Source organism: Veillonella criceti (genome assembly GCF_900460315.1).
Lineage (GTDB): Bacteria > Bacillota > Negativicutes > Veillonellales > Veillonellaceae > Veillonella_A > Veillonella_A criceti.
In genome coordinates this window covers 56,127-79,305 of record NZ_UHIO01000001.1, presented here as the reverse complement: position 1 = coordinate 79,305, position 23,179 = coordinate 56,127, and the positions used below count along the sequence as shown (strand labels likewise).

The following is a 23,179-nucleotide window of genomic DNA, read 5'->3' as shown; positions in this document are numbered from 1 at the left end:
TCTCCTTAGTCATGTTGTTTCGACTCGTTTCCTTGTACAAATAGCATACCATCACGGTTCACACCCGTATATAGTAAGGCATTAACTACAGAGGCCGCAATAGGGCTACCACCTTTATTGCCTTTTACTGTAATATATGGCACTGGCGACACGTCCATTAAATACTCTTTAGATTCTGCAGCGCCTACAAAACCTACAGGAATGCCAATAATAAGCGCTGGTTTAACCCCTTCTTCTAGCGCTAAACGAAGCACTTCATATAAAGCAGTTGGTGCGTTACCAATTGCTACAATTTGCCCATCTAATTGTTTACCAAAGGTACGCATAGCCGCAATAGAACGAGTAACACCCAATTCTTTAGCAAGAGCCGCTACTTTTTCGTCTTTAATCAGACAATGCACTTCACTACCACGAAGAGCGAGGGCTGGTTTATTAATACCCGTGCGTACCATTTCAACATCACAATATACATGAACCCCATTCTGCAAAGCTTCAATACCTTTCTTTACAGCATCAGGACTTGTACGCACTAACTGCGCATATTCTACGTCACCAGACGCATGAATGGTTCGAGAATATACACGCACTTCATCGTCAGTAAGATTTAAATCTTTCACATACGGATAAATAATTTCCATACTTTTATCTTCAATGGCTTTTGGATTTTTAATGAATTCCACTGTTCTTGTCCTCCCATAAATCACAGAATTCCTGAGCCGAGGAAATAGTCATAGCCCCTTTAGCAGGCTCGGGACGATCAATAAGAATAATATGTAAACCTAAATCAATAGCCGCTTGTAACTTCGTATCAGAACCTCCAACAAGGCCTGAATTTTTCATAACCACCACATCAGCCTTAGTATCAGCAAACATTACACGATTCATGTCGTAGCTAAAAGGTCCTTGCATAGCAATAATCCGCTTTGGTGAAACCCCAAGGTCTTCCATCATCGTCAATACTTCAGCCGTTGGTAACACACGCGTCCATACCTCAACATCTAGTAAAGCCTCTGCCTTAGCAAAAATATGCATCGTCTTACTGCCAGTCGTCAAATACACTCGCTTATGCAAAGTTTTTGCTAGTTCACCGGCCAATTGAGCCGCTTCGACTTCATTGCTCACATGATGAAGTTTGTCATAGGCTGGTAGGGGTACTTCCTTTCGTTCAAACCGCAAAAACGGAATCCTCATGTCAGCCGCCGCTTCACGCGCTGTAGCCGTTACAATAGCTGCATAAGGATGACTGGCATCAATGAGCAACCGAATTTGTTTAGAGGCTATAATGTCTTTCATAGCCTCTTTATCGAGCCGACCTGTATGCACTTCAATGCCTTCGTGCGCCGCTAATTGAGCGCCATATTGACTAACTACAGATACAAATACAGGTTCACCCGTTGTTTCACGAACGGTTACGGCTAAATTGCGACCATCCAATGTGCCCGCAATGACCCAAATCATAATTTGTAGCCTCGAGGTGTAATCATACGACCATTTTCTACATAGGTCTGGCTATTGCCAATAATAACTAAGGTCTGCATATCAATTTCTTCTTTTGTGAAATTTTCCAAATCAGAAATCACCATATGCTGACCAGGGCGGCCCGCCTTTTGCACAATCCCAACTGGCGTTTTAGGGTCGCGGTGTTTTAATACTAATTCACGTACTTCATCTAAATGAGTGACACGTTTTTTACTGCGTGGATTGTATAAAGCAATTACCATATCCCCTTCAGCACTTAAATCAGCCCGTTTTTTAATTAAATCCCAAGGTGTCATCAAATCACTTAAAGAAATAACTGCAAAATCATGCATCAATGGAGCGCCTAGTACGGCAGCTGCTACATTGACAGCACTTAAACCAGGAATAATATCCACTTGAGGACGATTTTCAGCAGGTACTTTATTAGCGAGTTCCATAACAAGACCCGCCATACCATAAATACCAGAATCACCACTAGAAATCACGACCACTTGATGACCATCAATAGCCAAATCTACAGCTTGTTGGCAGCGATCTACTTCCTGCATCATGGCTGTGCCAACTTTTTCTTTATCTTTAATCAAATCAGCAATCAAGTCAAGATACGTTAAATACCCTACTACACGGTCAGCAGCTAAAATCGCCTCTCTTGCCTGTGGGGTCATGAATTCTTCGTTGCCAGGGCCAATACCAATTACTTTGATTGTACCTGTGCAATGGCTACCGTTGTTCGTGGATACACCGTTTTCTTTTGTAATAATGTTTGGCTCTTGGCCTGCATTAGTGCTGTTGTTTCGCATACGTTGCCTACTCCTATCGTTTCTTTAACAAAATTAGATTCTTCTAACTGACTATGTTCTATAAAAGGCGCCATTTCTTCTTGGGTAAAAAAGTGAATGGGCCATTGTAATTCTTTTACCGCAGCAAGTAGCCCCACTTCATCGGCTTTCACAATAACTGAAGCGGCGCTGGCTACACTTTTAGGCGACCGTTCCACATTAGCCAAAGACTCTGAAACGGCCTGTAAAACTAACTCTTTAGGTGTGTCACGACGACAGCCAATACCAACTACCATAGTAGGAGGCCGTAACACTAATGTACGTAGCCCTGTTGGCAATATTAAATCCGTAATCACTACGCGCGGTGTTTCATCACCGCCCTGTTGTAGCAAGGATTTACCAGTCACAGTATGAGGATTAAAGCGAATTAGTTCAATGCCCTGAGCCTTTGCTACCGCTTCATAATGATGCAAAAAATAAAGTGTATCATCAATATAATACGGTACCGTTTCGCCAGCCACAAGAGCGGCATTCACTTCTTTTAAGGTAGTAAAATCTTCTACCTGACAGTGTAATTTTCGAGCTAACACATCAGGGGCCGGAATCCCATTAACATCAGTAGCCGTCGTAATCACTGGTGTAGCGCCCACTACATCAGCAATCTCTGCTGTCCATTCATTGGCGCCCCCTAAATGACCTGACAACAGACTAATAGCAAATTTACCTTGTTCATCCATCACCACAATGGCCGGATCTTCTGACTTATGCTTAATGTAAGGTGCAATCATACGTACTACAATGCCTGTAGCCATAATAAACAGCAAGCGATCATACGTTGTAAACCACATTTCCATATGCGGTTTCATAGCTGTAAATATAGTCGCTGCTTCACCACTGGTGCGTCCTTCTTTTTCAAAACAAGCAATATCGACTTGTCCTAACGCCTCGGCTCTTGTAAAATACGCACGCAATTGCTGACCTAACTTGGCCCCATGAGTCGTTACTGAAATAATAGCTGTCCGTAAGCTATTCATACTATCACCTCAGTCTTTAGCACTGCGGTACATGTGGCTAAACCCTTTATCATAAAGCTTAGATAATTCATAATCACTATCTAATACCTTGCTGACCACAATCATCGCCTGACGCAATACCCCTTCTTGACTCACAATCTGCGCAATCGTTTCTAGCGTACCACGAATAATGCGTTGATCTGGCCAAGAAGCTTTTACTACAATCGCTACTGGTGTCTTAGGACTATAGCCACCTTTTATTAACTCTTCCACTACACGGTCAATCATCTGTACACTAAGGAAAATGCACATCGTTGCTTCATGGGCCGCTAGCATACCTAGCTTTTCTTTCGGTGGCATGGGGGTACGCCCTTCCATGCGCGTAATAATAACAGTCTGCGACACATTCGGTAACGTATACTCCTGTTTTAATGCCGCCGCGGTTGCCAAGAAAGAACTAACACCAGGCACTACAGCATAGGTAATATCGAGCTCTTTAAGGCGATCCATTTGTTCTTGAATAGCTCCATAAATAGCAGGGTCACCGGTGTGCAAACGCACAATGGCTTTGCCTTCACTAGCACCGCGTTTCATCACTTCAATCACTTCATCCAAATTCATAGTCGCACTGTTATGAATTTCACAGCCTTTTTTACAAGCTGCTAAAATATCTGGATTTACCAAAGAACCAGCATAAATAACAATATCCGCTTCACTCACTAATCGGTAGCCTTTACGGGTAATTAATTCAGGATCCCCTGGACCAGCCCCTACAAAATGTACTACAGGAGCCACTTGTGACATTTGACCTTGTGTTGCTGTTGTTGCAACGTCTGTTGTACTCATCTTACTAACATACCTCCTATGCTTCAGCCTGTTTAACGGCTGTTACAATAAAAATAGGACTCAATGGATTGAGCATATGATACGGTCCTGCTTTGCGGAACCGATTAATTTGCATTTGATAGCCATCATACGTGAAAGGACGATTCTTTAAAGCTTTTAAAATCGTATAGCCCGTTTCCATAGTAACGGCTGTTACTACCAAACGACCACCCACTTTTAAAAGTCGTTCTGCTTCATCTAAAATAGCATCCATCCCACCGGCACTACCTCCAATAATAATTGCATCAAGAGCGGGTAAATCAGCCATCCCTTCCGGCGCTTTAGCTTCAATGACCGTCATATTCGACACATTGAACTTCGCCATATTCGCTTTTATAAGCTCCACGCCCTTAGTGAAACGTTCGATGGCATACACATGTCCCTTAGGGGCCCCTAAAGCGGCTTCAATAGAAATAGAACCAGTGCCAGCCCCTACATCTAAGACATAGCTATCTTCCTGAACACGAGCTTCATTAAGCACAGCCATACGAATCTCGCGTTTCGTCATAGGCACATCGCCACGAATATATTCTTCATCGTCAATACCAAAAAAATGACGCATGTCATACTCCTTTATATTAACATCCTTTGCCATTACTATTAATTGACAATCTCTTACAATTAATAAGCTATCATTACCGTAAAATCTTAACTAACCTATGACAATCACAACAGAGTGATAAAAACCAGCTAACTCTGTCATGGCCTGTAATGTGCGCTGCTCAATACATTCATCAGCATAACTGAGACGTTCACAAGCATAAGCCGTGGTTTCAGCGGGCCAACCATGGTCTAATAAAATCTGAGCAATCGCGGCTGGATTATGTTCCTTATCCGTCAAAAAACCTAACTTGCGCCCCGCTTCATAAGCTAAAGACGACTCCGGCGGTACCCTACCATGAAAACTTAATAAATCAGCGTCTTGCCATACTTCACCAATACGAGCAAAGGCAAACGTCATTGAGCTAATCCCTGGCACCACATCGATAGGACTCTTAGGAAATTTTTTCTTTAAATAAGGCAATAAACTATAATAGCCTGTATCACCACTCACCAAAACTACGACGTCACTCGTTGCAAGCTGAGTCTCTATCCATTCAGCTAATGCCGCTAATTTGCCAGTAATCGGATACGTTATTTGACCGTCTTGTGCAAAATCAAGCAAAGCCCGTTCACTGCCCACCAAAACCTTAGCCGACTGAATTAAAGCTAAGCCACGAGGCACAACATAGTCAGGATTACCTGGACCAATGCCTACAACGTAAAGGGTATGTGCCAATGTTCTTCACCTCCTATACGTCGTGCTGTATCATCAACGGCTAAAATCTGCCCATCTAAGGTTGCAATGATAATGCCCACCTCTGCCTCCTGCGCAATATACCGTTCTGATCGCATAGACGCTCTATCCGCCACGCGTTGATACACACCGTCCAATTGTTCCCGTGCTAAAATTGGCATAGCCGCTTCCGTCGTACGACAGTCCATAAGTTCATGGGCTACGGCCGTACTAGCGCCCTCTAACGCCGCATAAGCGACTAGAGTTTCCATACGGCCATCACTCATACGATTATGTGTATGAAAACTACCAGAGGCCAGTTTTATAATTTTACCAATATGACCAATAATGACTATTTTCTTAAACCCAATCTTTACGGCCTGTTCTAACATAAAGCCAATAAAATTAGAAGTTTCTGCCAGTTGGTTAATAGACACACCTAACACCTGTTGTGCTAAGTCTTGACCAATTCGTCCAGGTACAAGCACTGCCGTTTCATAGCCAGCCGCCTTCATAACTTTTAATTGAGGTATTAAAGAGTTTTTAAACCCTTCTTCACTCATCGGTTTCACAATACCCGTCGTACCAATAATGGAAATCCCGCCTTCAATACCTAACGTACTATTGAGGGTTTTCCGAGCTAAAACTTCACCCTCTGGTACGGAAACCGTCACAACTACGCCTTGCCCTTCAGTACAAAACTCATGAAATACGGTAGTCATCATTGTACGAGGTCCTGGATTAATTGCCGGCTCACCTGGGGGCATAGCCAAACCAGATTTTGTAACTGTGCCTACCCCAAACCCAGCCTTAAACTGTAACTGCCCATCTGTATTTAACTGTACGGTTGTTACTATATCAGTGCCATGAGTAACATCAGGATCATCGCCACCATCTTTCACCACTGTAGCCTTAGCTTCCGTTGAAGATAACACCTCTACGGCCTTAATCGGCACTTCAATAGGCTGTTCCTGTGGATTAATAACGGTAACTTGACTGGGAAATTCTTCTTGCAATAAAGCGAGTAAGGCCGCTTTCATACCTGCTGTAGCACACGAGCCAGTCGTATAACCGCCCCGCATTGACTCTACATCCATCCTTACCTCCTTTGATGGAACTCATTACGTTCCTTCTCATGGATTTCTACTACCTTACCAACATAGACTGAAATAAAGGTCTGCTCTATGTCATAGCAAAGAGCAGCGGTCTAAATCGCTGCTCTTTGAGGCTCTTACTTAGGAGCGGAAATTTACAAATTGCAATTCTACAGGTAAATCCTGTTGTTTTAGCATTTGAATCACTTCTTGCAAAGAATCCTTATCTTTGCCTGTTACACGCACTTGATCTTCCATAATTTGAGCGGTCACTTTAAGCTTCATATTTTTAATCAATTTAACTACGTCTTTTGCAGTTTCCTTAGAAATCCCTTTTTTAATAGTAATAACTTGACGCACCGTAGCACCAGAGGCTGGTTCAACTTTGCCATAATCAAGGTTTTTAAGCGCTACATTACGCTTCACCATTTTCCCCTTGATTACATCGATTACAGCATTTAATTTATATTCATCATCAGAAAGCACCTTAATGGTATCTCCTTCTAAGCTAATTTCAGATTTGCTCCCTCTGAAATCATAACGCGTACCAATCTCTTTCTTTGCTTGGTTAACCGCATTATCTACTTCTTGCATATTCACTTCCGACACCACGTCGAATGAACAATCTTTTGCCATATGTATGCCTCCTCTATTCACTAGATAATACTATTATTATACGATACCAAGAGGCAATTGGTCTACTTTTATATGATAACTACTGGTTATAGTTAGGCCATATAGAACTACCAATTTCGCTCATAGTCAACCATAATCTACTGTACGCACTCACTTAGCCATTATTAAACAGACTTCAAATGATATGCTATAATAACTTAAATAACTTACGAGATAGTTATCGGAGTTAGGCGCACAGACAATAACCTTACTACAGTCAAATAAGGAGGGTGTTTATAATCTCAAAGTTAGACTTTACCATAAAAACAGATAAAACCAAGGAACAACCTATGCCACTTGGCGCTCCTTTATTAACGCTAACCGTGCCCACTGATTCACCACCAACCGCGCGAATTTCCATCAATCACCTAGTCCGCCAAGCAGGCGTTTCACAAGCTATGCGCCGTCGCCTGCGTACGGAAGGCCTAGTCTATCTAAATGGTGTTTTGCAAACCTGGCACACATTATTGCAACCTACGGATACTGTAACACTCTATTTACCGACCCGTGAAACGACCTTTGAACCTTGGGACTATGAGCTCCCCATACGCTACGAAGATGAACATTTATTGGTCATCAATAAACCTACTGGATTACTTATGCACCCTACCTCGACAGAACGTTATCATACGGTAGCCAACGCATTAGTCCATTACTATGAACAGACTAATCAAAGGAATGCTGCGTTTCACCCTGTTCATCGCTTAGACAAAGATACATCAGGTCTCGTTATCATAGCTAAAAATGCCTTAGTCCAACATAGTTTCATGAAACAACAACTCCCCATTAGAAAAACCTATGAAGCCCTCTGTGACGGCTTCTTTCCAGCACCCTTAGCCACAATTCACTGGCCTATTGCCCGCAAGGAAGGGAGTATCATTGAACGCGCTTGTCATATACAAGGCAAATCAGCTCATACTGACGTACAATGCATCGCTCATAGCCAGCGCCTCTCACGAGTACGTTTTCAATTGCATACGGGCCGAACACATCAAATTCGCGTCCATATGTCCCATCTAGGCTATCCACTTGTAGGTGATGATTTATATGGTGGCTCCCTCGATTTACTCCAACAACAAGCACTTCATGCTATTGGGCTACAATTTGTCCATCCTATGACAAAAGAAGGATTACATCTCTGCACGGACATCCCGCCATCGTGGGAAACCTTGATTTTACAGTATTTAAGAAAAGATTAAATTAAGTCAGGGTCACATTTTGCCCCAAAGCCATTACAAATAGTAACTAACAAGAGCTGACTTATGCATAAATAGTAGTAGCCCTTTCGCCATCTTCTTGCTATACTTAACTTGATGTATGACATTTGTTATCAGTTATTATGAATCCGTTTTACAAGGAGGAACTATCATGCCATTAGTTTCAACAACTGAAATGTTTAAAAAAGCCTATGAAGGCGGTTATGCTATTGGTGCTTTTAACGTAAATAATATGGAAATCGTTCAAGGTATTGTGGATGCAGCCAAAGAAGAACAATCTCCATTAATTCTTCAAGTATCTGCTGGGGCTCGTAAATATGCTAAACACATTTACCTTGTTAAATTAGTAGAAGCCGCCTTAGAAGACACAGGCCTTCCTATTGCTCTTCACTTAGACCATGGCGAAGATTTTGAAATCTGTAAATCCTGTATTGATGGTGGTTTTACGTCCGTTATGATTGATGGCTCGAAACATGATTTTGAAACAAACGTAGCCTTAACCAAACAAGTTGTTGAATATGCACACGCTCATGGCGTTGTCGTAGAAGGTGAATTAGGTCGCCTCGCTGGCGTTGAAGACGATGTAAACGTAAGTGAAAAAGATGCTTTATTCACAGACCCTGATCAAGCCGCTGAATTCGTAGAACGCACAGGCGTTGACTCCTTAGCCATTGCCATTGGTACTAGTCATGGCGCCTACAAATTTAAAGGCACTCCTTATCTTGACTTCGAACGCTTAGAAAAGGTAGGTAAATTATTACCAAACTTCCCTATCGTTTTACATGGTGCTTCTACTGTATTACCTGAATTCGTAGAAAAATGCAACCAATATGGCGGTAATATTCCAGGTGCGCAAGGGGTTCCTGAAGATATGCTTCGCAAAGCAGCTGGCATGTCCGTATGTAAAATCAACATCGACACAGACCTTCGCTTAGCTATGACCGCTTCAATTCGCGAATGTTTAACCCAAAACCCATCCGAATTTGACCCACGTAAATACTTAGGGCCAGCTCGTGATGCCATCAAAGGCATGGTACAACATAAAATCAAAAATGTACTTGGTTCTTCTGGTAAACTATAAAAATTAGAAAAACTAGGCAACAAATATATTTTTTACGCATACACAATATCTAATTTTATAGATTGACCTTATATAGCGTAACTGCTATAATGACCTCAACAAAAGAAACACATACAATGCTGACGGATTAGTGGAATTGACCACATGTATTGTATGCGCTGAAACGCCGACCGTCTGGGCAGGAGATTGCTCAGGCGGTCTTTTGCATTGTCAATGGTTTCATTGTCAATTGATCGCAAGCTCTCCTTTGCATTATGGAAAGGATGATTTTCTATGCGTAATCGTTGGCTTATTGCTCTCGCGGCAATCGGAATTCACATTTGTATTGGCAGTGTCTATGCGTGGAGCGTATTAACGCGCCCTATTATGACGGCCATGGGTTGGTCCTTAAAAGAAACTACCTGGACATTCTCCCTCGCTATTTTATTTCTCGGTCTATCCGCTGGTCTGTTAGGCAGTGTCGCTGAAAAAATGGGGCCAAAGAAAAGTGGTCTTCTTAGTACCCTCTTCTTTGGTGTAGGTATGATTGGCACATCGTTTGCTCTCAGTGAAGCTAGCCTTACCCTACTCTATCTCTTCTATGGTGTTATCGGCGGTATTGGCCTTGGGGTCGGTTACATTACGCCTGTCTCAACCTTAGTAAAATATTTCCCTCGCAATCGTGGCTTTGCTACAGGCCTCGCTATTATGGGCTTTGGCTTCGCCTCCCTCATTGCAGGCCCTGTAATGCAATTTTTAACCAGTCAATATGGTTTGGTAGAAACGTTTCAAATTCTCGGCGTTACATACATCCTTGTTATGATTGCTTCCTCTTTATATCTAAAACCACCTGTAAATGCGCGTTCTGAAATGTCAACAGAAGCTACAACTGAAACTAAAACTGAAGCTGAAGATAAAACTGTAACTATAACTAAGACTAATTTATCAACGAAAGTTATTTCTAAATCATCAACTCATGCAGAGCAGCTATTAAATCGTGGTATGAATGCCCATGATGCTATGCGTACTTGGCAGTTTTCTGCCTTATGGTGGATTTTTTTCATCAATATCACCTGTGGCATTGGTTTACTCGCTGTAGCCTCCCCTATGGCGCAAGAAATTGTCGGCATGACAGCTAACGAAGCGGCTTCCATGGTTGGCATCATCGGCCTTCTTAATGGCCTTGGCCGTATTGGTTGGTCTACCGTATCCGACTATCTTGGTCGGCCCTTCACCTATATTTTATTCTTTGCCATTGAAATTATAGCCTTCCTAGCACTTGGTAATATAGCTACGTCTTTTATATTTCAATTCTTAGTGTTTGCGATTATTACTTGCTACGGTGGTGGTTTTGCTTGTATGCCTGCTTACCTTAGCGATTTATTTGGGACAAAACAATTAAGCGCCATTCATGGTCGTATCCTCACCGCTTGGGGCATGGCTGGTATCGCTGGACCTACCTTAGTTTCTTTCTTACGCGAAAGCACTAATAGCTATAGCGGCCCACTCTTTGTATTTAGTGCCCTTTTTGTACTTAACTTAGCGATTGCTGTTACGTTGAAAATATATACAAAAGAACGGTATTTTGAAGCAGATCCTGTAATCGACTTAACACCTAAAAATAATGAAACAACAACTAATACTGCTAATGAACAAGCAGGCGTAACTGCACAATAAAAATGAAGTGTTATAGGACAAAATAAAACAATAGTAAAATATAAAAGAGGTTAACATCACATGTATTACCAGTGGTGTTAACCTCTTTTGTTTTAATACATTTATACCCTATTTCTTAAAAAGCTCTCCCTCTTTCTCAAAATACTAATGCAGAGTATATAAATCTATGTTAAAATTAACTATTGATGGGCTTTATGAATCTCATCACGATTAGATTTAATACAAGAACTTATTATCTATTAAATTTACTAGTCATGATACGGGCAAAACACTTTGTCCTCTTTAAAACTATCTGAACATCAAGTTGGGAGTATAGTAAATGGTTAACCGATTTTTACAAGGCACGCTTATTCTTACGATTGCAGGCTTTGTAGTCAAAGCAATTGGCAGTATCAACTGGATCCTCTTATCGCGCGTTTTAGGCGGTGAAGGGATCGGTATTTATCAAATGGCGTTTCCAATTTATCTCTTATCGCTACAATTATCTAGTGCTGGTATTCCAATTGCAATTTCAATTTTAACAGCTGAAAAAATAGCCCGCTTCGATTATAAAGGAGCTCAAAAAGTATTTAAACTTTCTTTCTACCTTTTATTCGCAACAGGCTTATTCTTTAGTATTTTAATGTGGTTTGGTTCCGATTGGCTCATTTCATCTGGTTATATCATTGATGATCGCGCCTATTTAGCCTTACTCGCTTTATCACCAGCCATTTTCTTTGTTACCCTTATTTCTTGTTATCGCGGGTATTTACAAGGCTGGCAATTAATGACACCAACAGCAGTCAGCCAAATTATTGAACAGTTGCTCCGTGTTGTTGTTATGTTAGGGGCTGCGTACTTACTATTACCATATGGCCTTGGCGCGGCTGCCGGTGGTGCTAGCCTAGGTGCTGGTATTGGGGCCTTTGGTGCACTCGTTGTGCTCATATATTATTACTACAAATTACCAAAATCACCAGACGATGCTCATAAACAACCTGATGGGCCTGGTGAATCCTCTGGCTCCATTGTGAAGCGACTGATTAAACTCGCAATTCCAATTTCACTAGCCAGCCTTATGTTGCCATTAGTAGCCAATTTAGACTTATTTATCGTGCCTCGACGCTTAGAAGTAGCCGGCTTTTCAACGAGTCAAGCCACCGAGCTTTTCGGTTATTTAACAGGTATGGCCGTACCGCTTATCAACTTGGCTACCATCATTACGGCGGCCTTAGCTACCAGCATTGTACCAGCAATTTCAAATGCCAATGCCATTGATGATAAAAAAGGCGTTTACTATCGTACGGCCGGAGCTATGCGAATCACATTCATGTCCACCGTACCATTTACATTAATGTTATATGTATTGGCTGAACCTGTAGTAAGCATTATCTACAATGCCCCTCGTGCAGCCGAAGCTACTCAAATTACGGCTATTGCGATTTTCTTTTTAGGTATGCATCAAGTAACAACTGGTGTTTTACAAGGACTTGGCAAACCAACCATTCCAGTTGTAAATATGGGCGTCGCTGCTATATGTAAAGTAATTTTAAACTGGAATTTAACGGCTATCTCCTGGCTTGGCATTAGTGGGGCCGCTTATGCTACAGTTGCTGATATCGGCGTGGCGGCCCTTTTAAATCTGATTTGGATCAAAAAATACACTGGTTATTTCCTCGACTTTTCCCTATTATGGAAAAACATTGTCAGCGCTATTATCATGGGCGTGGCTATGTTCTTCCTCTATGCCCCACTTGAAACAATTATGCACCAATTCTTTGCTATGGCTTTCACCGCTTTAATCGGTGGTATCATCTATGTTGTAGTCATGGTGCTATTAAAAGGACTTAACCGCCACGATGGCGAACGAATGCCTGTGATTGGAAAGTTTTTTAGAGGGAAGGAAAAATAAAATATAGAAAAATAAAATGATAAAAACCACTGCAAATGCAGTGGTTTTTTAACTATAATCCCATTATTTAGTTAATTTCATTTTACCATGAAGAGTTCGAATCGTATCTAGCGTTCTATCATATTGCGGTGAAGATAAATCAAATTTAGGATTAACCACTGGCGCCCCTTGAATTCCCAATATTGACAATAATAAATCATACATTAAATCATTTGTCCAATATGATTCTTTATGACTTTTCAATACATCTATCAAGTGTTGATGTTCCTTTACATATGACTCGGAAAAGTTAACTATTAGTGGTATTCTAGCCATAGGATATGTAAACTTACTACTATCATGAGAATTCTTACCTTCCACATCTTCTCCATGATCAGACATCATTATCATAGCCTTATAATTTGGATTTTGAGAGATTTCTTTATAAATTTGAGATAATACATAGTCATTGAACAATATACTATTATCATAAGAATCAATATCTTCACTATTACCAGAAAACTTATTAAAACTAGCAGGAAATCGATCATTATATGAACCATGACTCCCCATTACATGAATAACAATTAACCCACTCTCAATATTTTTTAGTTTTCCAACTTCTTCAATTAACTTATCATCATAGTATACAGTCGTTGTTTCCTCACCCCCATTACCATTCAACCACACCTGTGTAGTTGCTGTAGATGCAATCTCTGCAATTGGTGTATCCCATGCTCCATATTTAGCTTGATTACTCAACCAGTATGTCTTGATTCCTGCAACCTTACTAATTTCCATAATTGAGTTTGCATCTTCTAAAGAAATATCATTATATTGATTTTTCTCACTAAGTGCATATGTAAGACTTGGAACAGTATGAGTATGGTTTGAATATGCATTATCAAATACTATTGTATCCTTATTCTTAGAAAACTCATTCAACCATGGTGTTGTTTCTCTATTATAACCATAAAGACTCATATGGTCTCTCGACTCCGATTCACCAATAATTAAAATATAAACTCCCTTACTCTGCTCTTGAACAGTTAACCCTGTCAATGATTTTAATTTATTCTCCCTAGCCTGTCTAAGAATACCAAACTTCTCATAATCTCCTACCGACTGTTTTACTGATTGCAATAAAATATAAGGTGCAGAAACTTTAATTGACTTATTGCTTAAACCCAAAGAAAGAAATAAGATTACAATAGTTCCTACGCACCAAAATCTTGACTTTCCGCTTAAACTAAATGCCTCTAATCTAAATAACTGCTTTACTAAATAAATAGATACAAGTAATCCTAAAAATAATAAGATTAAACAACCAATCCAAGCAGTTAAACTTTGGCTTGCTAAATATGCTTTTGCTTCTGAAAAGTTAGTCTGATAAATAGCCAGGATTATATCAGTTTGAAGCCATTGATTACTCACCAGCCAATAACCCCAATAAATTATTACTGGTAGAAATAATAAAAATATAATACAACTTATAATTACTACTAGTACCTTACGATAATGTTGAGTAGCTTTTTTAGCAAAAAAAAACTATTTGTAATAGCGTTCCACTAAGTATTAGTCCTTCCGACCATTGCACTTTTATAAAAGAAGATTCTAAAGAAGTGCCTGTAAATAAACGCAACAAAATTAGCGAAGCAATTCCAAAAGCAATGATAAAACTAATAATTATAGCTTTTCTCTGAAGTTTAAATAAAAACAAACTATATGTCAGTAAAACAATACCACCAATTTCTACTTTAGTAATAGCGAATGGCAATCCCATCAACAAACGCCAAGCCAACGTAATGACAAAAATACTGAAAAAAAACATAATTCCTTTTTTCAGTTCTAAATTTTTAAATAACACACTGACCTCCGTAATTTATTATTGTAAATATAATTATATTAAAAAAAGAGTGTGTTGATTAAACATTACACACTCTCCTTTACAAAAACTACTAAAACTTATAACTACTTCCAACTTTGCATAATAGTTTCGTCTAATCCAACTACCCCATTTTGCAGAAATTGCCCTTGCACATTAGGCATAGAACTTAGCATAGCTAACAAAATTTTTACTTTTTCACTTTGTTCTCTATTCGCTACATAAGAGGTTGACATAGAAGTATTGCCAGTACCAACAGAATTTAAGCTTGAAAATTCTGGACCTAGCAAAACAGCCAATGCCCTTTCAGATTGTTTAGCTTGCCATTCTACTAATTCTTTATACATTAAACTTTGTAATACTTCCCCATCCATTTGCCACTGATTTGACCAAGCACTTAATAGTAATAAAGAGTACGAATTCAAATTACCAGTCCAAATCTGGCTCAATGGTTGTTTAACAGTTAAAGCTAATGGACGATGTTCCCAGTCACTTTGAATGGCCGTTTCAGCAATTTCTTTATAATAGGCTTCATCATCTTTCATCATCGTCAATGGATTATATAACAAAGACCAACTAACGATAGATGGATGGTTTTTATCACGAGTAATTAAGAAGTCAATCGTGTTTTTATGAGTATCTAAGAGTCGAGATTTTATATCACTTTTACTGAAATTAGCTTCCCCTTGCTGTAAGTCTTTAGCCTGCAAACCAGCTGCTGGCATTTCAGCCACTACAAGCACACCACATTCATCAGCCAATTGTAAAATTTCAGGAGACAATGGTTGACCATTGCTAAAAATACAATTGCCACCAGTCGCTAACACTTGAAGAAGTCGCTGTTTAGCTTGGATTGGATTCACAGTTAATTGATTAACATTTCCAGTAAACTGCTGTCCTTTCAAACGAATAACCGTTCCATTTAAGGTAAAATTACCTGACTCAATAGCCACGGTACGAATGCCAATACGCAAAGCATACATATCATGCTGTTTACCAAGTCGACTCACTTCTAATTCAAGTGTATATAAATACCCTTCACCAATAGTCCAAATTTGAGGATTTTCAACAACAAGCTTTGCATTGCCCCCAACACCAGTAGCTACAATTCGCCCTTCTCGATCACGCAAAGTGGCCGTTACTAAGCAATTGCCTTGCACATGGGCCATATATTGCACTACAGCCTGTTCAGTAGACAATTCCACAGTTTGAATAGCCACATCAGTCAAACGTGTAGTCGGCACCGTATACAACGTCACATTGCCATAAATGCCACTAGGTACATCATATGAAAAATTAGGCTGATTAATACGTCGCCCCTTAGGTGACGTAATTACTTGTCCTGCTGGCAATGAATAGGCCGATAATTCATTATTTACTTTAACTACTATGCGATTGTCTTCACCATATCGAAGTTGGCGCGTTACATTGAGTGTAGAGGTAACAAACGCCCCTTCAGGCCGTCCAACTTCCATACCATTCACATATACGACAGCCCGACTACCAATACCATCAAAACGTAAAAATACATCTGATCCTAGCCATCGTTTGGGCACAAATACACTACGTTCATACCACATCGTGCCACAGTAGGTACGTTCTTCAGGACTTACAAATAAATCCTGCAACGCCGCCGGAACTGGCACCGACATTTGCCGTGCTACACCAGTTTCATAGGTTTTATCCTTCCCTTTATCGAAGGCAAAAAACCAATTACCACGCAAATCAAACAAGTCACGAAATGCGTTGTCTACAGGCTGCAATAATTCCATCGTACTCATCAAAGACTCCTCCTATGTTCTCTTATAAGTATATACTAAATCCCTATACTTATTCAATTGAATTATGAGGGAAATTCTGTTTACAGTGTACATTTTTTCACCTATACTAAAAGAAATACACTTAATTTAGATAAATCTTGAAAAAACAAGGAGATATATTTCATGAAACAATATACAACTATAATTTTTGATTGTGATGGTACTATTTTAAACACCCTTGAAGATTTAATGGATACTATGAATTATGTCTTAACCAAACATAAGTATCCAACTCGTTCCTATGAAGAAATCCGTAGCTTTGTAGGCAATGGACTCGCTAAGTTAGTAGACCGTAGTATACCTACTTTAACGCCCCCTATTAGTAAATCTGAAAAGGACACTATGCTACAAGAATTTAAAGCCTATTATGCCGATCATTGCAACGATAAAACAGCTCCCTATCCTGGCATTTATGAATTATTAAAGGCATTAAAAAACGACGGCTATAAATTAGCCGTCGTATCAAATAAAGTACAAGAAGGCGTTACGGCACTGAATAATCAGTACTTTAAGGAGTATTTTACCGTTGCTATTGGTGAAACGACCAATCGCAAACGTAAGCCAGAACCAGATATGGTCCTAGCAGCCCTTGAAGAATTACAAAGCACACCCGAAGAAGCTATCTATATTGGCGATTCCGAAGTAGATCTAGCTACTGCTAAGAACTCTGGACTACTTCCTATCGCTGTCACTTGGGGATTTAGAGATGAAGATGTGCTGAGAGAGCTGGGGGCTGAATATATTGTGAAAGAGCCAAAGGATATACTAGAGGTTTTGAAAGAGATTAATAAATAATATTTTTAGTAATATAAACAAAAGCAGAGAGCTAACTATTATATCATCTCTCTGCTTAAAGGGGGGTATAATTTATTTCTTTATTTACTTATAAAATCACCATTATTATTTTAAATTTTATCTCTTGCCTTTTGCTTCATCCAAATAGCTATAAATCGTGACTTTAGATACTCCCAGTAAAGAAGCAACTTTATCAATAGCTCCTTTTACTAAAAATATTCCTTTCTCATCTAAAAATTTTACAATCTCAACTGACTTTTTTCGACTCAATCCTTGAGGATCATAGGCCCCAATAGTCTTAGCAATAATTGAATCAATTACAGACATAATATCAGGTTGAACTTCTTCCTCTTGAAGAAATATAGAATCTTTTTCAGTAGATAAAAAAGTATCAATAAATGACTTTAAATCTTCAAATAAATTAGTAGCTATATTGATACAAATCATTCCTACTACATTCCCATCCGGCTCTCTAATTAGTGCAGATGATGACTTTATATGACTTCCATTTGGTCCTTCAAAATAATAGTTAGATACACTATCATTTTTAAATTTTTTATTAAGTAAAACTTGACGAACTAAATGGTCAAAAGATTGCCCTATACGTCTATTTGTTATATTTCCATTTGCCACATATACCACAGATGATTCTGGAGATGTTAAATCATGAACGACCACCTCGCAACAATTGCCAAAGGTATTAGAAATAATATCTGCTACTGGAAAATAACTTTTTAAATACTCATTCATAGTATATCCTCACTATCAATTTTATATTTTAATCTGTACTTTATATTCATTATAGCTAATTTCCAGTTTGAATGCATTAAATATTCTTAGAATTAAGTTTTTATCCTATTGAGATTTCCCACGACAATCAACAGGAATTTCTTTTACAATATAGCCATCATTGATTAAATACACCTTATCATACAAATTTACAGTCGGACAAATGTGACTTGGTATTACTTCAATTTTATCTCCTATACTAATCTCTTGACTAAACTTTTTATTTTCAATAATTCCATGTTCATCAAAAAGACCTTTCAACCTAACATTATTTGAATCTTTTACATAACCAAATCCATTAGTTGCACAAATGCCTTCTGTACGATTTTGTGATACAAGTGCCTTAGCACCAGCATCTATAACAACACGACTATCAGTTGGTTTAGAAATAACAGATGCTAAAACAGATGCAGAACATTTACTAAAATCATTAATTGCCAATGCTTGTCCTAAATCAAAAAATATATATGTACCTAAACGAAACTCCGTAATTCCTTCAAAATATGCACCATTCATAATAGACGGAGTTGCCCCAACACTAACAATTTCAAGAGGAATTCCCTCATCTCTAATCAATTCAGCTGCTCTAACTGTACGCCTATATGCTTCTTCTGCTTTTTCTTTACAAATTTCCATACTAGAGGCTTTATATGTATGACCTTCATGAGAAAATATCCCTTTTAATACTACATTTTTTTTTGAGTTAACATACTTCGCTAAAAACAATAAATCTTCATCACTTATTATACCACTTCTTACCTCTCCAACTTCATATTCAATTAAAACTTCCAAAGGTTTTTCACCATTAAACACTTTTTCAATTTGATCAATCTGAAATGTATTATCAACACCAATTCTTAATGTTTTTATTTTTCTGTTTAACATTTTTAATCGTTCATACTTAGATATACCTACAATTTCATTCGCAATAAATATATCTTCTATACCAGCTTTTGCCATCACTTCTGCTTCGCCAATTTTTGCACAAGCAATCCCAGAAGCACCCGCCTCCATTTGTAATTTAGCAAAATATGTCATTCTATGTGTTTTAATATGTGGCCTTAAAGCCACTCCTTTTCTATTAGATAACTCTTGCATCATTTTTATATTATTAAGCGTGATTTTTTCATCAATTAACATAGCTGGAGTCTCAATCATATCATAAAACTTTTTCATCCGTAACCCTCCTATGCGACATCGTTTTCACTATCACCAACAATAGTAGTGCCAATTAAATCACCTAAACAATTCATCATTGTTGCTCCTGTATCAACTAATGTAAATACCCCTGCAATAATAGCTACAACTTCCAAAGGTAAACCAAAAGTATCAACAATAATTGTCAAACTCACAATACTTCCTCCCGGCATCCCTCCAGTACCAGTTGTTAAAATTAACCCTAATACAACCATCTTAATTAACATATCCATAGATACATCTAAACCAACACACTGACTAGCCACAACAAATGTTAAAGCAATTAATATTCCTTGTCCATCTTTATTAACTTGAGCCCCTAATGGTACTGTAAAACCTGATATAGATCTACTCACCTTTAACGCATCGGCACACTCTAAATTAACGGGTACTGTGGCCATACTACTAGCAGTACTGAAAGACGTCATCATTCCTGGCAAGCATAGTTTTATCGTGGAAAAAGCATTGCGTTTAGTAAAAATTGTCAATAAAATCATATACACAATAATCATAGCAATAATACATATATACACACTCACTAAAAACTTTCCAAGAAATCCTACTAAATTTTCCCCGTATCTACCAACAGTACATGCAATCAAAACTCCTACACCAATAGGTGCATAACCCATAACAACTCCAACTAATCGACATAACATCCTTGAAGTAACATTAAAAAAATTAGACAAATATTCTCTATCATCTTTTTCCATAAGAATAATAGCTATCCCTACAAAAGTACTAAATACTATAACTTGATCAAATGAACCTTTAGCCAATGCCTCAAAAATATTTGCTGGAATCATATTAACTAAAGTATCCATTAAAGAAGGTACTTAAGCTACTTTTCCATCAAAAGCTTCAGTCAATTGTAACCCATAGCCAGGCCCAATAAGGTTTCCAATATAAAAAGCAATAAATAATGCACACGCTGTTGTCATGAGATAGTATACCATAATCTTACTACCTACTCGCCCTAATATTTTAGGGTCACTCATTGTTGAAATTCCTGCAATTAAATTAAAAAATATTAGTGGTAATGCCGCCATTTTTAATAATTGTAAAAATATTTTTCCTAATGGCTCTAAAAATAAAATACTCTTTCCTGCAATTACACCAATAATACTACCAATGACCATAGCACCTAATAATTTAACCAATAATGAAGTCTTTTGATACCGTTGTAATAATCCCATAGTAAGTATCCTCCTCAGTTAAATAACTGCAATACCCTCTATTTCTACCTTAACACCGAAATGAATTTCCTTTACCGCAACAATTGTTCTCGTTGGCTTATGTTCACCAAAAAATTCATTATATACTTCATTTATATCTTCCCAATTTGATATATCGTCAGTATATGCTACTGTCTTTACAATATGATATCGATCTCCTCCTTGAGTTTTAATTATGTCTTCCATTTTTTTTAATGCAAGACGTACCTGGTCTTTCGTTTCTTTTGATACCGGCTTTTTCGTCTCTGTATCAATAGGTAATTGACCTGAAATGTAAATAGTTTCACCGCCCTTTACTCTTAGAAATGAAGAATAATGAGGAATGACTGATTTTTTTAAATTCATAACTATCACCGCCTGTCATATAATTTATTATACATTTAAATATTTTTTTATCTTCTTTACTGATATTCTACACCTAAAACAATATATTTTCAATACCATTTTATATTTTTGTATACTTTTTTATAAATTTATATTCGGAATATCTAATACAAAAAATGTGGCTCCAAGTTAATTTTCCTTGGAGCCACATTTTTCTCACTTACTCTATACTATTTCCTTTTATAATTCTCCACATAGCTATCGTTTTAATTGCCTCTACATATTTTTTTTGACGATTAGATAAACCATCAGATAATTTATGATACCCTTCTTTGTCTAACCATAAATTATAATTAAATACAAAAGATGTTGGTTCAAACATACTAGGCAATAAACTATAATAAACATCCCCTGATTTTCCTACTAATGTTGCAATAGTAGGAATTAATTGCAAAGCACTTGTATATGGTTGTGGTAACAACCAATTATGATCTATTCCCTTACCATAAAGTATTATCGGAATTGCTGATGCTGTTCTAAAATCCACTTCTTTATTAAATGTAAAACGTTCACTATGATCACCAGTAATAATGAACAAAGTATCAGGATTATGCTCTTCTGTACGCTTAACAAATTCTCCCATTACATGATCAGCATACCAAATATGACCGAGTTCATTAATTCTTTTATCATCTTGAGGCAATTCTGATATTTGATGATTAGTCACTTTACTTAAATTAAAGCCTTCATGCTTAACATCAATATCATAAGGTGGGTGATTACTAGTAGTTAAAATAAAATGAAACACCTTTTCCCCTTTATATTGTTGCATATAAGATTCAACTTCTTGAAATAACACCTTATCAGGTACGCCCCATGCATTACCTTGTTGATTTTTAAAAGAGCTCGATTCATGAAATTCATCAAACCCTTGCGCTAAAGTAAACTTGCGAATATCTTGCCAAGCACCAAAACCACCATACCAAAATACAGTTTTATAACCTAACTGTTTCATCATATTACCAATGCCCATAGCATATATTTGGTTATAACTTGTTTTTTCATAATTAGGATATAAACCTGTATCGGGTAGTCCTGTTACATAGCCATTAACAGCTCCCATTGTACCAGCACCAAATGCTAGGCCTTCCAAAAGAATGCCTCTAGGTGACCTTGCTAACGACTCTGCTTCTTGAACTAAGTAATTCCCTGGTCCTTTAAAAGTATCTAAAAATGGCCATAACCCATAAGATTCTCCTAAAATAAAAATAACTGACTTGGGTTGTTCTTTTAAATATGAGTTTTTTATCGTTCGTTTAAATGACTCATCAATTGTTGTTTCTGAGATATTTCCATCAACCAATTGAATCATCTCTTTTAATTCAGCTGGAGTTGCGGTTAATGTTCTAGCTTTTTTCAACCGATTCTGACTGGAATATACACGATACAAAGCTTGTCCATCGTCTAAAATAGCCTCATTTAATAAATTAGAATGTAATCTACTTGCACTTTCCCAATTAATTGACCCACTATAAGAAAATGCGCCACCATATCGCAAAAATACAGCACCACCAACTACTAAAATAAAACAAGCAAGTATTTTAACATAAAAAAATCGTTTTAATTCCCTTTCATTAAAAATAATTAAAGAATTGAGCCACTTATATTGTTTCCTAATAAAAAGCCATGCAATATAAGCTAACCCAACTCCTAATAAAATTGCTATAGGGAATCGCCACAATAATCCATATGATTCTATCGCAGTATCTAAAATCGCTGATAAATCATCATTAGCACCATTGACTAACATTAAATTAAAAGAAGAATTAAAAATTGAATAATACGGAATCCTAATACAAAATAAAAGTGTAAAAATAAATGTAGAAATATAAGCAACCCATTGTCTAATACGATAACTTATATTATTAAACCAATACGAAGATATCGTACCTATAACAGTAGCTAATAAAAAACTAACTAATAAAACAATACCACTCGTTTTTAGGCTCAGTCTCAATCCATACCATAACACAGCGGCTAAATCGACCAAATGTAAACCATCTACTAATTGATTTTTGAACATTAAAACAAAAATCAAACGAAATACGC

The 23,179-nt window shown here is 37.9% G+C and carries 21 protein-coding genes, 1 pseudogene and 1 riboswitch; of the genes and pseudogenes, 5 read left to right on the top strand and 17 right to left on the bottom strand.

Annotated elements, in window-relative coordinates; genetic code table 11:
- Positions 1–5: 5 nt before the first annotated feature.
- The 9 genes from DYE54_RS00375 to DYE54_RS00335 form a co-directional block, all read right to left on the bottom strand.
- A complete protein-coding gene (locus tag DYE54_RS00375; protein ID WP_115309370.1) occupies positions 6–680 on the bottom strand; it encodes a precorrin-8X methylmutase in 675 nt (224 codons plus the stop codon).
- On the bottom strand, positions 667–1,458 hold the full coding sequence (cobK, locus tag DYE54_RS00370; RefSeq protein WP_115309369.1) for a precorrin-6A reductase: 792 nt from the start codon (positions 1,456–1,458) through the stop codon (positions 667–669). Before cobK ends, DYE54_RS00375 begins: the two co-directional genes overlap by 14 nt.
- Complete coding sequence (gene cobJ / locus DYE54_RS00365; RefSeq protein WP_340148307.1) at positions 1,455–2,144, bottom strand: precorrin-3B C(17)-methyltransferase; 690 nt, start codon at positions 2,142–2,144, stop codon at positions 1,455–1,457. Before cobJ ends, cobK begins: the two co-directional genes overlap by 4 nt.
- Positions 2,145–2,173: 29 nt before the next feature.
- Positions 2,174–3,292: a cobalt-precorrin 5A hydrolase gene (locus DYE54_RS00360; protein WP_115309368.1), complete on the bottom strand. Its 1,119-nt coding sequence runs from the start codon at positions 3,290–3,292 to the stop codon at positions 2,174–2,176.
- Between the two features lie 9 nt (positions 3,293–3,301).
- A complete protein-coding gene (cobM, locus tag DYE54_RS00355; RefSeq protein ID WP_115311049.1) occupies positions 3,302–4,075 on the bottom strand; it encodes a precorrin-4 C(11)-methyltransferase in 774 nt (257 codons plus the stop codon).
- 58 nt (positions 4,076–4,133) lie between these two features.
- The gene (cbiT, locus tag DYE54_RS00350) at positions 4,134–4,718 is read right to left on the bottom strand and encodes a precorrin-6Y C5,15-methyltransferase (decarboxylating) subunit CbiT (protein WP_115309367.1); all 585 of its coding nucleotides are present in this window, start codon (positions 4,716–4,718) and stop codon (positions 4,134–4,136) included.
- 90 nt (positions 4,719–4,808) lie between these two features.
- Positions 4,809–5,435, bottom strand: a complete 627-nt coding sequence (gene cbiE / locus DYE54_RS00345; protein ID WP_115309366.1) for a precorrin-6y C5,15-methyltransferase (decarboxylating) subunit CbiE — start codon at positions 5,433–5,435, stop codon at positions 4,809–4,811.
- Positions 5,411–6,529 carry a cobalt-precorrin-5B (C(1))-methyltransferase CbiD gene (cbiD, locus tag DYE54_RS00340; RefSeq protein WP_115309365.1) on the bottom strand — a complete coding sequence of 373 codons (1,119 nt, stop codon included), beginning with the start codon at positions 6,527–6,529 and terminating at the stop codon, positions 5,411–5,413. The genes cbiE and cbiD overlap by 25 nt, the downstream gene beginning before the upstream one ends.
- Before the next feature lie 138 nt (positions 6,530–6,667).
- Complete coding sequence (locus tag DYE54_RS00335) at positions 6,668–7,162, bottom strand: YajQ family cyclic di-GMP-binding protein (protein ID WP_115309364.1); 495 nt, start codon at positions 7,160–7,162, stop codon at positions 6,668–6,670.
- Positions 7,163–7,431: 269 nt separating this feature from the next.
- On the opposite strand from DYE54_RS00335, the gene DYE54_RS00330 reads away from it, so the two are divergent.
- From DYE54_RS00330 to DYE54_RS00315, 4 genes are all read left to right on the top strand, one after another.
- The gene (locus DYE54_RS00330; protein WP_245935669.1) at positions 7,432–8,400 is read left to right on the top strand and encodes an RluA family pseudouridine synthase; all 969 of its coding nucleotides are present in this window, start codon (positions 7,432–7,434) and stop codon (positions 8,398–8,400) included.
- Positions 8,401–8,569: 169 nt separating this feature from the next.
- A complete protein-coding gene (gene fba / locus DYE54_RS00325) occupies positions 8,570–9,499 on the top strand; it encodes a class II fructose-1,6-bisphosphate aldolase (protein ID WP_115309363.1) in 930 nt (309 codons plus the stop codon).
- Positions 9,500–9,604: 105 nt separating this feature from the next.
- A riboswitch (ZMP/ZTP riboswitch) is annotated at positions 9,605–9,686 on the top strand.
- A gap of 86 nt (positions 9,687–9,772) precedes the next feature.
- Positions 9,773–11,155, top strand: coding sequence for an OFA family MFS transporter (locus DYE54_RS00320; protein WP_115309362.1), 1,383 nt, complete (start codon positions 9,773–9,775; stop codon positions 11,153–11,155).
- A gap of 319 nt (positions 11,156–11,474) precedes the next feature.
- Positions 11,475–13,046: a putative polysaccharide biosynthesis protein gene (locus DYE54_RS00315; RefSeq protein ID WP_115309361.1), complete on the top strand. Its 1,572-nt coding sequence runs from the start codon at positions 11,475–11,477 to the stop codon at positions 13,044–13,046.
- A gap of 63 nt (positions 13,047–13,109) precedes the next feature.
- Here DYE54_RS00315 and DYE54_RS00310 read toward each other — a convergent pair whose 3' ends face one another.
- From DYE54_RS00310 to DYE54_RS00300, 3 genes are all read right to left on the bottom strand, one after another.
- A complete protein-coding gene (locus DYE54_RS00310) occupies positions 13,110–14,459 on the bottom strand; it encodes a phosphoethanolamine transferase (RefSeq protein ID WP_115309360.1) in 1,350 nt (449 codons plus the stop codon).
- A 100-nt stretch (positions 14,460–14,559) separates the two neighbouring features.
- Entirely contained in the window at positions 14,560–14,892 is a 333-nt protein-coding gene (locus DYE54_RS00305; RefSeq protein WP_115309359.1) for a hypothetical protein, read from the bottom strand.
- Positions 14,893–14,996: 104 nt separating this feature from the next.
- Positions 14,997–16,691 (bottom strand): sugar-binding domain-containing protein, encoded by a 1,695-nt coding sequence (locus DYE54_RS00300; RefSeq protein ID WP_115309358.1) that lies wholly within the window; start codon positions 16,689–16,691, stop codon positions 14,997–14,999.
- 162 nt (positions 16,692–16,853) lie between these two features.
- Between DYE54_RS00300 and DYE54_RS00295 the strand changes: the two genes are divergently transcribed.
- Positions 16,854–17,525: an HAD family hydrolase gene (locus tag DYE54_RS00295; RefSeq protein WP_115309357.1), complete on the top strand. Its 672-nt coding sequence runs from the start codon at positions 16,854–16,856 to the stop codon at positions 17,523–17,525.
- A 117-nt stretch (positions 17,526–17,642) separates the two neighbouring features.
- Here DYE54_RS00295 and DYE54_RS00290 read toward each other — a convergent pair whose 3' ends face one another.
- From DYE54_RS00290 to DYE54_RS00270, 5 genes and pseudogenes are all read right to left on the bottom strand, one after another.
- Positions 17,643–18,275 carry a helix-turn-helix transcriptional regulator gene (locus tag DYE54_RS00290; protein WP_115309356.1) on the bottom strand — a complete coding sequence of 211 codons (633 nt, stop codon included), beginning with the start codon at positions 18,273–18,275 and terminating at the stop codon, positions 17,643–17,645.
- Between the two features lie 105 nt (positions 18,276–18,380).
- Entirely contained in the window at positions 18,381–19,490 is a 1,110-nt protein-coding gene (locus DYE54_RS00285; RefSeq protein ID WP_115309355.1) for an alanine racemase, read from the bottom strand.
- An 11-nt stretch (positions 19,491–19,501) separates the two neighbouring features.
- Positions 19,502–20,707 (bottom strand): annotated as a pseudogene (locus DYE54_RS00280) (dicarboxylate/amino acid:cation symporter).
- 18 nt (positions 20,708–20,725) lie between these two features.
- Positions 20,726–21,091 carry a RidA family protein gene (locus DYE54_RS00275; RefSeq protein WP_115309354.1) on the bottom strand — a complete coding sequence of 122 codons (366 nt, stop codon included), beginning with the start codon at positions 21,089–21,091 and terminating at the stop codon, positions 20,726–20,728.
- A gap of 199 nt (positions 21,092–21,290) precedes the next feature.
- Positions 21,291–23,168 (bottom strand): LTA synthase family protein, encoded by a 1,878-nt coding sequence (locus DYE54_RS00270; protein ID WP_245935668.1) that lies wholly within the window; start codon positions 23,166–23,168, stop codon positions 21,291–21,293.
- Positions 23,169–23,179: the final 11 nt, after the last annotated feature.

Bases quoted from the DNA above. Each gene is read 5' to 3' on its own strand.
- cobK (WP_115309369.1), bottom strand. From the start codon at position 1,458: ATGATTTGGGTCATTGCGGGCACATTGGATGGTCGCAATTTAGCCGTA.
- cobJ (WP_340148307.1), bottom strand. From the start codon at position 2,144: ATGACCCCACAGGCAAGAGAGGCGATTTTAGCTGCTGACCGTGTAGTA.
- DYE54_RS00360 (WP_115309368.1), bottom strand. From the start codon at position 3,292: ATGAATAGCTTACGGACAGCTATTATTTCAGTAACGACTCATGGGGCC.
- cobM (WP_115311049.1), bottom strand. From the start codon at position 4,075: ATGTCACAAGTGGCTCCTGTAGTACATTTTGTAGGGGCTGGTCCAGGG.
- cbiT (WP_115309367.1), bottom strand. From the start codon at position 4,718: ATGCGTCATTTTTTTGGTATTGACGATGAAGAATATATTCGTGGCGAT.
- cbiD (WP_115309365.1), bottom strand. From the start codon at position 6,529: ATGGATGTAGAGTCAATGCGGGGCGGTTATACGACTGGCTCGTGTGCT.
- DYE54_RS00335 (WP_115309364.1), bottom strand. From the start codon at position 7,162: ATGGCAAAAGATTGTTCATTCGACGTGGTGTCGGAAGTGAATATGCAA.
- fba (WP_115309363.1), top strand. From the start codon at position 8,570: ATGCCATTAGTTTCAACAACTGAAATGTTTAAAAAAGCCTATGAAGGC.
- DYE54_RS00320 (WP_115309362.1), top strand. From the start codon at position 9,773: ATGCGTAATCGTTGGCTTATTGCTCTCGCGGCAATCGGAATTCACATT.
- DYE54_RS00315 (WP_115309361.1), top strand. From the start codon at position 11,475: ATGGTTAACCGATTTTTACAAGGCACGCTTATTCTTACGATTGCAGGC.
- DYE54_RS00300 (WP_115309358.1), bottom strand. From the start codon at position 16,691: ATGAGTACGATGGAATTATTGCAGCCTGTAGACAACGCATTTCGTGAC.
- DYE54_RS00295 (WP_115309357.1), top strand. From the start codon at position 16,854: ATGAAACAATATACAACTATAATTTTTGATTGTGATGGTACTATTTTA.
- DYE54_RS00290 (WP_115309356.1), bottom strand. From the start codon at position 18,275: ATGAATGAGTATTTAAAAAGTTATTTTCCAGTAGCAGATATTATTTCT.
- DYE54_RS00285 (WP_115309355.1), bottom strand. From the start codon at position 19,490: ATGAAAAAGTTTTATGATATGATTGAGACTCCAGCTATGTTAATTGAT.
- DYE54_RS00275 (WP_115309354.1), bottom strand. From the start codon at position 21,091: ATGAATTTAAAAAAATCAGTCATTCCTCATTATTCTTCATTTCTAAGA.